The organism is Bradyrhizobium sp. KZN70725, assembly GCF_055264925.1.
Genome location: NZ_JBUYWT010000117.1, coordinates 1 through 8,128 on the forward strand (window position 1 = coordinate 1; position 8,128 = coordinate 8,128).

Below are 8,128 nucleotides of genomic sequence, written 5' to 3' on the forward strand. Positions count from 1 at the left end.
TTATGCTGTCAGCCAGCGCATCCGCAAGCGGATTGAGGAGGCATTCGGCTGGATCAAGACGGTCGCCGGGCAAGAGAAGACCAGATTCCGTGGCCGTGATCGGGTCGGATGATCCCTGCGAGATTTACATTTGTGAATGCCGGAACTCGCCGAGCGGGAGAGGGTTCAGAGTGCTGCCTGCTGTCCCGGTCTCGGATGTACAGACCGCCACTAGCAGGCGGCGATCTCAAGATGCCCCCAATGCCCCAGCTCCGGAATCTTCCCCGACAAGAGCTGGGGCTTTTTCTAGCGAACAGGTCCTTTCCGGCCTGCGTCATCCTGGTGAAGGTGCCGCTCTCGTGGACCGGCTCGAGCCAGCCGCGCTCGATCGCAAACTTCAGTCCCGCCGTGTACTCAGCCGGTGTCGCCTTGTCCCCATGCAGGAGCGGTCCATTCAGCTTCTCGATGTAGATGCGGCCATCTTGGACCGGCTCGAAGGCCCGCGCGTGCTCCATCAGCCGGCGTGCGGCCTTCTCTGGATCGGCACAGGGACGATCTTCGGTCATTTTCTTCACTGCGCGGTTTCCCCGGCCGTCATATGTGTGGCGTAGACATGCTCGGCAAAGCTGGTGTCGTCCAGCGACGCGCCGCAGAAGCATGTGGATTGTCCGCTCTCGTTTTGCGTCGGCAGCCGGCAGCCGCGCTGCCACATTGTGTATTTCCAGTTCGCGAACGCCTGTTGCCGGCGGTACGCGCGGAAATCGTCCTCGGTGCACTCCGGCTGGAAGGTCAGCCAAGCGGCTTCAAAGGCAGCGCGCGCGGTCTCGAAATCAGCGGCAGTGCCTTGGGCGCGATTGGCGCAGTGCGGCGGTGGCGTGAAGCCGAGAGTCCAACCCCATCGATCGGCTGACGCTGGAATCCCCGAGCGCTCGGCGATCATGCCGACGTGGATGTCACCAGAGAAGATGTGCCAGCATTCCTGGCGCTCGCGATCAGGCGGGTGAGGGCGGTCATGGCGCGTCGTCCATCTGGCTCGGCCGGCGGCGCGCGAGCTGCAGCAGCTCGGCGGCGGGCCGCTTGCCGGCCCTTCCGCACTTCACGCAGCGCAGCCGGCCGGCGAGGTCATGCACGCAGGTCGTCGCGACATGGGGCAGCGCGGCCAGGTCGACCGCGCGCGGCGTCTTGCAGCGCGAGCATCGGATCTCCAGCCAGGGGTAACCGCCGTTGATCGCCTGGTCGATCGAGGGCGACGGATCGATCGGTCCGCCATCCGCCCACATCATCTCGTTCCAGCTTTGGCAGGCGAGATCGTCCGCCTCGCGAATCAAGGCCTCGCCGGCGGCGCGCTTCTCGGATGACCGCTCGGCCAGTATCGATGTCATTGCACGGGCGCGCGCCAGCTCCTTCTTCAACGCCTTGCGGTCGCCGCCGGAGAGGGGAGCCGGGTGATGTTTCGGGGCCATGACCCGCCCATTCTCCCGCTGAATCGGCTCAGTCGGAAGCCGCTAGAAATTGCGATGTCATGCCTGATAGCCCCAAGAAACTGGTCCAGAAAAACCAGGCTCTGTTGCAAACAGATCTGCTATGTTCACGGCAGGATGACAATCTTCCCGCCCGCGGCATTGGTTTCCATGCAGCGATGAGCCTCGGAGATCTCTTCCAGTCTAAATGTCCGCCCAATCTGAATGCGCAGCTCGCCTGCCGCGATTTGGCCTGCCAGGTCGTCGAGCGGCATCCGCATAAAGTCCTCGGCGCCGCCCGCATAGGTCGTCAGGCTCACCGCCGTCGGGATAGCATCCATCGGGCTGAACCTCTCAAATGACCATGCGTTGCCGACCATTCCCGTCATGCATACGGTGCCGCCCGACCGGGCACAGAGGAGCGAGTCCATGAGCGTCGTCGCGCCGACCAACTCGAGCACCTTGTCGAAGCCGCCGATGCAAACCTCGTGTACCTGCTCGGCGATGGCGCCGGTGTCTATGAAAACTTGGTCAACGCCATTTGAGCGGAGCAGCACCTCGCGATCGGGCCGCCGCGTTGTTGCGGCGACGAACGCGCCGTGCTTCCTGGCGATTGCTGCCGCCGCCAGCCCCACCGAGGTGGTGCCGCCCCGGATCAGTAGCCGCTCGCCGCTGTTTAGCCGGAGCGACTTGAACAGTGAGCCCCACGCGGTTTGCAGCATCTCGGGGATGGCGCCCAATACCTCCCAGGGCAGTTCGATTGGAACCGCCTGCACCTGCGTAGCTGGCACCATCGTGAATTCGGCATACCCACCGTCGAACTGCCGGCCCATGCCACCCATCGCGGTCGCCACTACGGTGCCGGGCGCGAATTCGCCGCCGGGTGCCGCTTCGATGACCCCCGCCGCCTCGATCCCCAACACGCGGGGGAAGGCGACGTTCGGCGAGTGCCCCTGCCGGGTGAACAGCTCCGAGCGGTTGAGTCCGAACGCTTTAATACGGATCAGCACCTCGCCGGCGCGCGGCTTCGGGATCGGTAGCATCTCGACCTTCAAAACCTCGGGACCGCCGGCTGAGCGGATCACAGCCGCCCGCATCTTCGCGCTCATGCCCGCACCTCAACGCGACTAACGAGCAGCGCGTCAACGCTGAACCCACGTGCCCCATGCGTGGCGAGCAATAAGAATCCACCCGCCATGGCCACGTTCTTTAGAAACATGATCATCTGAATCTGATCGGCGAATTGGTCGTGGAATATGAACGCGGTGACCAGTGAGAACCCGGCCAGCAGCAGCGCGATCGGCCGGATAAGCAGGCCGACGAGCAGCATGATGCCGGCACCGAGCTCAAACGCGATGGTTGTCGAGCAGGTGTGGGGACAGCATGACATTACGGTCCTTGCCGCCCTTACCCCGCTCAACGCGGATGATCATGCGCTTGCTGTTGATGTCGGAGATCTTGAGCGAAACCACCTCGGCGGCCGCGTAGGCCCGCACCGTAGGCCACGCTCAGCGCCGCCTTGTACTTCAGGCCCGGCGCGGCATCGAGCAGCCGCGCCACCTCCTCGACGCTGAGCACCACCGGCAGCTTGCGCGGCTCGTGAATGACATGCGTATGCTCGACGATCTCGTGGCGCTTCAGCGTCACCCGGAAGAAGAACCGCAGCGTCGAGACAGTCTGGTTGATGGTCGGCACACCAACGCCTCTCGAAGCCAGATGGAGCTGGTAACGGCGCACGTCCTCGAAGCTCGCCGTATCAGGCGAGCGCCCGAGAAACGCCGCGAAGTTCTTGACCCTTTGCACGTAGTCATGTTGGGTCTTCGGCGCCAACTTGCGGATCGTCATGTCTTCGATCATGCGCCGGCGCAACGGGCTCATTGCCTCGTCGGTCATGGGGATGCTCCTGTCTTGAGTGAGGTTGTTGCAACCCCTCAATCTCAAGACAGGACGCCCCGTTGCGCTATCGTCTTGGCCGTGTCGCCAGCCGCGCTGTCCTACCGCGCGAGCGGTTTAGTCCGCTGGGCCCAAACCGGACGCTGGTTGCTGCCGCCAGAGAAGAATGGTCACCCCCTGAACGCCTCCAGCGGCATCCTTAGTTTGCGGAAACAAGTTTCAATCCGATCACGCCTGCCACAATCAAAGTAATGCAAAGCATCCGCGCCGGCGACGCAGAGTCGCCCAGCACTGCGATACCCAGAACCGCGGTACCCGCGGCGCCGATACCGGTCCAGACGGCGTACCCCGTTCCTACGGGAAGTGTGCGGAGCGCCTGCGAGAGAAGAAAGACACTCGACAAACCGGTGGCAGCCGTAAACACCGCTGGTATCAGCAGCGTGAATCCTGCGGACCACTTCATACCGAAGGCGAATCCGATCTCGAGAAGGCCAGCGGAGACCAATATCATCCATGCCATGGGGTCAATCCATTCGCTAGTCGCCGGGGTACGGCCTGGCGGCGCTCGTGAGGGGCCCGGATGCGCATGGACGAATTTCCATGCGCGACGCGTTGCTGATGGCGCCTCAAGCCTTACTGACGGCAGCAGGGATCGAGCGGAACGAAATTCCCAATCGATTGAACGCGCTCATCAAGCCGATCGCATAGGTGAGGTCAGCGAGTTCCTTGTCGCTGAATTCGCGAGCGGCGGCCTCATAGTCGGCATCGGGAACGCCGGTTTCGGCGACCCGCGTCACAGTTTCGGTCCAAGCCAGCGCAACGCGTTCGCGCTCACTAAAGACTTCCCCCGCGTCGCGCCACACAGGCACCAGCACGAGCTTGTCTTCGGCGACGCCAGACTTGAGCAGGTCGCGGGAGTGCATATCCATACAGTAGGCACAGCCGTTGATCTCCGACACCCGCAGGTACACGAGATTGACCAGTTGCTTTGGAAGGCCGCTTTTTTGAAGATAGACGTAGACACCTCCGAAAGCCTTAAAGCCTTCCGGTGAAGCCTTGGCGTAATCGATGCGCTTGTTCATGATTGAATCCTCATATGGTTGAAGGATTCCATCGTCTCCTATCTTGGCCTATTCAAGAAGGTCCAAGATCGGCCTTTATAGCTGGGCCATGATTCCAAGCTCCAGGAGATCGGGCCCAAACTGCCGTCACATCAATTTTAAGATGCGCCGTCCGAAATTTTCGGCCGTGCGCCGAGAGTCAATGTTCGTGAAATTCAGAAGGAGGGCCGAAACTCCATCGTTACGCGTCGTCCAGTCCGTGAGCGCCTCCGCGTACAGATTCTGTTCCCGCATGCTTGCAACGAGCCGGCGGTCTGAACGGTTGCCTCGAAGACGCAAGATCAGGTGCATGCCCCCGGGCTGCAAATCTATGCGTACATATTTTCCCAGCACGCTTTCCAGGCCTGCCGCGGTCGCTTCCCGACGCTCCGCATAGAGTTTTCGCATCCGCTGGATATGGCGTGCAAAATGTCCCTCACCGATGAATGCAGTGACGATGGTTTGCGTCAGCCCGGGACAGCCCGCCGAAAGGCTTTCAGTGACCTGCTCAAACTGCTCGACCTGCTCTTCCGGCACCACGAGATAGGCGAGGCGGATGCCTGGAAATAACACCTTGCTGAACGTGCCAGCATAGAGCACCCGCCCATCACGATCGAGGCTCTTCAACGCAGGGAGCGGGCGGCTGACATAGCGGTATTCGCCGTCGTAATCGTCTTCGATGATCCATGCCTTGTTTCGCGCGGACCAGTCCAACAGCGCGAGGCGCCGGGGTAACGACAAGGACATGCCGAGTGGGCTCTGATGCGCAGGTGTGACCACCGCCGCGTGCGCCCGCGGCGCCAGCTTGACGGCATCGGAAACAACCATGCCCTCCCCGTCGACCGGCACCGAGACGCCTTCAATGTGCATACGGTTGAATATTTCCCGTGTGGGCGGGTATCCGGGGTCTTCGAGCCAGACGCGATTACCCGCTTTCAATAGGGCATGACCGATCAGTTCAACAGTTTGACGATATCCCGAGGTAACGAACACCTGTGATGGCGAGCAGCTGAGTCCCCGCGAAACCTGGAGATACCTGGCGATTTCCGCACGCAGCAGCGGCAAGCCATACACAGATGGATGGATCATATCAGAAGGCTGCATGGCTCGCACACTGCGCGCGCCAAGGCGCGCCCAGATCTTGCGGGGAAACGCATCCAAGGCCGGCAAGCCCATCTGGAACGGCAGGATGGAATCCGGGCGAAAACTGACAGTGTCGAAGTTGGGATTCGGCAGCGGCACCGGGCCAGTAATGGCCGTTCGCGGCTTGAGCTCGGGGCTGACAACGGTCCCTGCCTGCCCTCGTGCCTCGATATACCCCTCCGCGGCCAGCAAGGAATAAGCAGTTTCAATGGTACCTCTGGCCAGCCCCAATTCCTTGGTCAGCGACCGTGCCGAAGGAATGCGGTCGCCAGGCTTCAGCATTCCAGTAGCGATAGCGTCGCGAAACCGATCGTAAATTTGCCGGTAGAACGGTGCGGCCGCCGTTGGATCAAGCGGGGAGATTTTTTCAGGTTTCACGGCAGGCATGGCCCGATCCGACCTGTGGAGGAACGAAACCTACTATGCCACAACGGCTCGGATCGGTCTCCACCCCTCGCGGGCTGCAACGCCGAAACTATCGCACGGGCAATCATGGACCACTCGCAAAGCTCATTTATGGCCCTTGGATGCAGGCTGCAATTGCTTATCGTTGATGAACAGAGTTAGACCGCAGCGATTGGAAAGCAGATGATGAAAATACTGCATTTGATTTGCAGCCCCCGCGGACAGGCATCGGAGAGCTACAGATTATCTCAAAAAATCATCGACTATTTGCTGGATGGCGAGCTCACGGCAACCGTCATCATTCGACCGATCGGTCGCGCCATCGCCGATCTCGATGAAAGCTACGCGACTGCTCTTGGCAGCACCGAGCGATCGTCCGCGGAACTGTTTGCCGAGGGCTCCATGTCCCGGTCAGAACAACTGATTCAGGAGCTGGAGAGCGCCGATTTCGTGGTCATCGCAACTCCAATGCATAACTTCACGGTGCCCGTCGCTCTGAAGGCGTGGATCGATCACGTCGTTCGAGTCCGTCGAACTTTCAACGTGACTGCCGAAGGAAAACTGGGCGCACTGCGCGACCGTCCAGTCTTTGTCGCGGTGTCCTCGGGCGGAAGATTTTCTGGGGAGCGCACGCATCAGCCGGATTTTCTCACGCCGTATCTGAAAGCTATCCTGAGCACCATCGGCCTGCATGACCTGACGTTCTTCTCCGTTGAAGGCTCGGCCCTTGGTCCTGATGCGTTCGCCAAAGCCCGCACCAGAGCCGATCAAGCGATGCAGGGGTTCTTTCTCCGTTTTGCGCGTAATTCAAAGGCGTCGTTCCAGCAAGTGGTATGAGCAGCGGTCCCATCGATTCAATTTGCATTCGTGGAGAATAGCATGACTATCGTCAAAGCCGCTGCCGTACAGATCAGCCCCGTGCTTTACAGCCGGGAAGGAACGGTGCAAAAAGTAGTTCAGAAGATCGGGGAACTCGCCAAGCTGGGGGCTCAGTTCGCCACGTTCCCCGAAACGGTGGTGCCGTATTATCCCTATTTCTCATTCGTGCAGACCCCTTTCGAGATCAGAACCGGCAAGGAGCACCTCAGGCTGCTCGATCAGGCGGTAACGGTACCCTCGGCCACTACAGAGGCCATCGCTGAGGCTGCGAGGCGGGCCAGGATGGTCGTGTCGATCGGTGTCAATGAGCGGGACGGCGGCACGCTCTACAACACGCAATTGTTGTTCGACGCAGACGGCGACCTGATCCAACGCCGTCGGAAGATCAGTCCCACTTTCCATGAGCGCATGATTTGGGGCCAGGGCGACGGCTCCGGGTTGCGCGCGGTGGACTGCGCCGTCGGCCGTATCGGCCAGCTGACATGCTGGGAGCATTACAATCCGCTGGCGCGCTACGCCCTGATGGCGGACGGCGAACAGATCCATTCGGCGATGTATCCGGGTTCATTCGCGGGTGAACGATTTGCCGAGCAGACACAAGTCAATATTCGCCAACACGCCCTTGAAGCCGGCTGTTTCGTCGTCAACGCAACAGCGTGGTTGGATAGCGAACAGCAAGCACAGATCATGAAGGACACCGGGTGCAGCATTGGACCAATCTCCGGCGGCTGCTTCACGGCAATCATTTCGCCCGAAGGTGAACTGATCGGCGAACCCCTCCGTTCCGGTGAAGGTCAGGTGATTGCCGATCTCGATTTCGCGTTGATCGATCGGCGCAAGCAACTCATGGACTCGCGCGGCCACTACAGTCGACCGGAAGTTCTCAGCCTGGCCATAGACCGCACAGCGGCGGCGCACATCCATGAGCGCGGTACGCATACTTTGCCGATCGTCGTTGAGCCAATTGATGAAGATAAGGGCGAGGCAGCTTAGTGCGGGCGCAATTGCGCGAGGCTGTGTTCTTTGGAGGTCCGGGCTGCAAATCCATTGTGCTCATATGGAATGGCGGACTCCCGGCGCTCAGTTCGGTCACCGATACGTCCGTTCCTGTGAAGGGTTTCGGATGCCGGCCGCGGCGGCGACGGCGCGGCATACTCGGGCGGCCGGCGTCCGAAAGCCTCCAAGGGAGATGCTATGGTGCGGGCGGCGGCGGTGAGGACGGTGAGGATATGGCATTCATTGGCGCTGATGTGAACCGATGGAGCACCC

Annotated in this window: 11 protein-coding genes and 1 pseudogene; 3 read left to right on the forward strand and 9 right to left on the reverse strand. The window is 60.9% G+C overall.

What is annotated here, in order from left to right:
- Positions 1-112, forward strand: a pseudogene (locus tag ACZBJS_RS41415) (IS5/IS1182 family transposase); the annotation flags it as partial.
- Positions 113-550: 438 nt separating this feature from the next.
- Here ACZBJS_RS41415 and ACZBJS_RS41420 read toward each other — a convergent pair.
- The 8 genes from ACZBJS_RS41420 to pdxR form a co-directional block, all read right to left on the reverse strand.
- Complete coding sequence (locus ACZBJS_RS41420) at positions 551-919, reverse strand: hypothetical protein (RefSeq protein WP_463440227.1); 369 nt, start codon at positions 917-919, stop codon at positions 551-553.
- A gap of 70 nt (positions 920-989) precedes the next feature.
- Positions 990-1,442, reverse strand: a complete 453-nt coding sequence (locus ACZBJS_RS41425) for a hypothetical protein (RefSeq protein ID WP_316399479.1) — start codon at positions 1,440-1,442, stop codon at positions 990-992.
- Positions 1,443-1,567: 125 nt separating this feature from the next.
- Positions 1,568-2,548 (reverse strand): zinc-binding alcohol dehydrogenase family protein, encoded by a 981-nt coding sequence (locus ACZBJS_RS41430; protein WP_463440228.1) that lies wholly within the window; start codon positions 2,546-2,548, stop codon positions 1,568-1,570.
- Entirely contained in the window at positions 2,545-2,769 is a 225-nt protein-coding gene (locus tag ACZBJS_RS41435; RefSeq protein WP_316399481.1) for a DoxX family protein, read from the reverse strand. The genes ACZBJS_RS41430 and ACZBJS_RS41435 overlap by 4 nt, the downstream gene beginning before the upstream one ends.
- Positions 2,770-2,855: 86 nt before the next feature.
- The gene (locus ACZBJS_RS41440; RefSeq protein ID WP_463440229.1) at positions 2,856-3,332 is read right to left on the reverse strand and encodes a tyrosine-type recombinase/integrase; all 477 of its coding nucleotides are present in this window, start codon (positions 3,330-3,332) and stop codon (positions 2,856-2,858) included.
- Between the two features lie 199 nt (positions 3,333-3,531).
- A complete protein-coding gene (locus ACZBJS_RS41445; RefSeq protein ID WP_316399425.1) occupies positions 3,532-3,852 on the reverse strand; it encodes a DMT family transporter in 321 nt (106 codons plus the stop codon).
- Positions 3,853-3,958: 106 nt separating this feature from the next.
- Positions 3,959-4,414, reverse strand: a complete 456-nt coding sequence (locus ACZBJS_RS41450; RefSeq protein WP_316399424.1) for a carboxymuconolactone decarboxylase family protein — start codon at positions 4,412-4,414, stop codon at positions 3,959-3,961.
- A 126-nt stretch (positions 4,415-4,540) separates the two neighbouring features.
- Entirely contained in the window at positions 4,541-5,962 is a 1,422-nt protein-coding gene (gene pdxR / locus ACZBJS_RS41455; protein WP_316399423.1) for a MocR-like pyridoxine biosynthesis transcription factor PdxR, read from the reverse strand.
- A 201-nt stretch (positions 5,963-6,163) separates the two neighbouring features.
- Between pdxR and ACZBJS_RS41460 the strand changes: the two genes are divergently transcribed.
- Positions 6,164-6,817, forward strand: a complete 654-nt coding sequence (locus tag ACZBJS_RS41460) for an FMN-dependent NADH-azoreductase (RefSeq protein ID WP_316399422.1) — start codon at positions 6,164-6,166, stop codon at positions 6,815-6,817.
- Between the two features lie 42 nt (positions 6,818-6,859).
- The gene (locus ACZBJS_RS41465; RefSeq protein WP_316399421.1) at positions 6,860-7,852 is read left to right on the forward strand and encodes a nitrilase-related carbon-nitrogen hydrolase; all 993 of its coding nucleotides are present in this window, start codon (positions 6,860-6,862) and stop codon (positions 7,850-7,852) included.
- Here ACZBJS_RS41465 and ACZBJS_RS41470 read toward each other — a convergent pair.
- Positions 7,849-8,128 (reverse strand): hypothetical protein (locus tag ACZBJS_RS41470; protein WP_463440230.1); only part of this gene is annotated, 280 nt, incomplete at its 5' end. The genes ACZBJS_RS41465 and ACZBJS_RS41470 overlap by 4 nt on opposite strands.

Excerpts from the sequence above, each read along its gene's own strand:
- ACZBJS_RS41420 (WP_463440227.1), bottom strand. The coding sequence starts at position 919 with ATGATCGCCGAGCGCTCGGGGATTCCAGCGTCAGCCGATCGATGGGGT.
- ACZBJS_RS41425 (WP_316399479.1), bottom strand. The coding sequence starts at position 1,442 with ATGGCCCCGAAACATCACCCGGCTCCCCTCTCCGGCGGCGACCGCAAG.
- ACZBJS_RS41430 (WP_463440228.1), bottom strand. The coding sequence starts at position 2,548 with ATGAGCGCGAAGATGCGGGCGGCTGTGATCCGCTCAGCCGGCGGTCCC.
- ACZBJS_RS41435 (WP_316399481.1), bottom strand. The coding sequence starts at position 2,769 with ATGCTGCTCGTCGGCCTGCTTATCCGGCCGATCGCGCTGCTGCTGGCC.
- ACZBJS_RS41440 (WP_463440229.1), bottom strand. The coding sequence starts at position 3,332 with ATGACCGACGAGGCAATGAGCCCGTTGCGCCGGCGCATGATCGAAGAC.
- ACZBJS_RS41445 (WP_316399425.1), bottom strand. The coding sequence starts at position 3,852 with ATGGCATGGATGATATTGGTCTCCGCTGGCCTTCTCGAGATCGGATTC.
- ACZBJS_RS41450 (WP_316399424.1), bottom strand. The coding sequence starts at position 4,414 with ATGAACAAGCGCATCGATTACGCCAAGGCTTCACCGGAAGGCTTTAAG.
- pdxR (WP_316399423.1), bottom strand. The coding sequence starts at position 5,962 with ATGCCTGCCGTGAAACCTGAAAAAATCTCCCCGCTTGATCCAACGGCG.
- ACZBJS_RS41460 (WP_316399422.1), top strand. The coding sequence starts at position 6,164 with ATGATGAAAATACTGCATTTGATTTGCAGCCCCCGCGGACAGGCATCG.
- ACZBJS_RS41465 (WP_316399421.1), top strand. The coding sequence starts at position 6,860 with ATGACTATCGTCAAAGCCGCTGCCGTACAGATCAGCCCCGTGCTTTAC.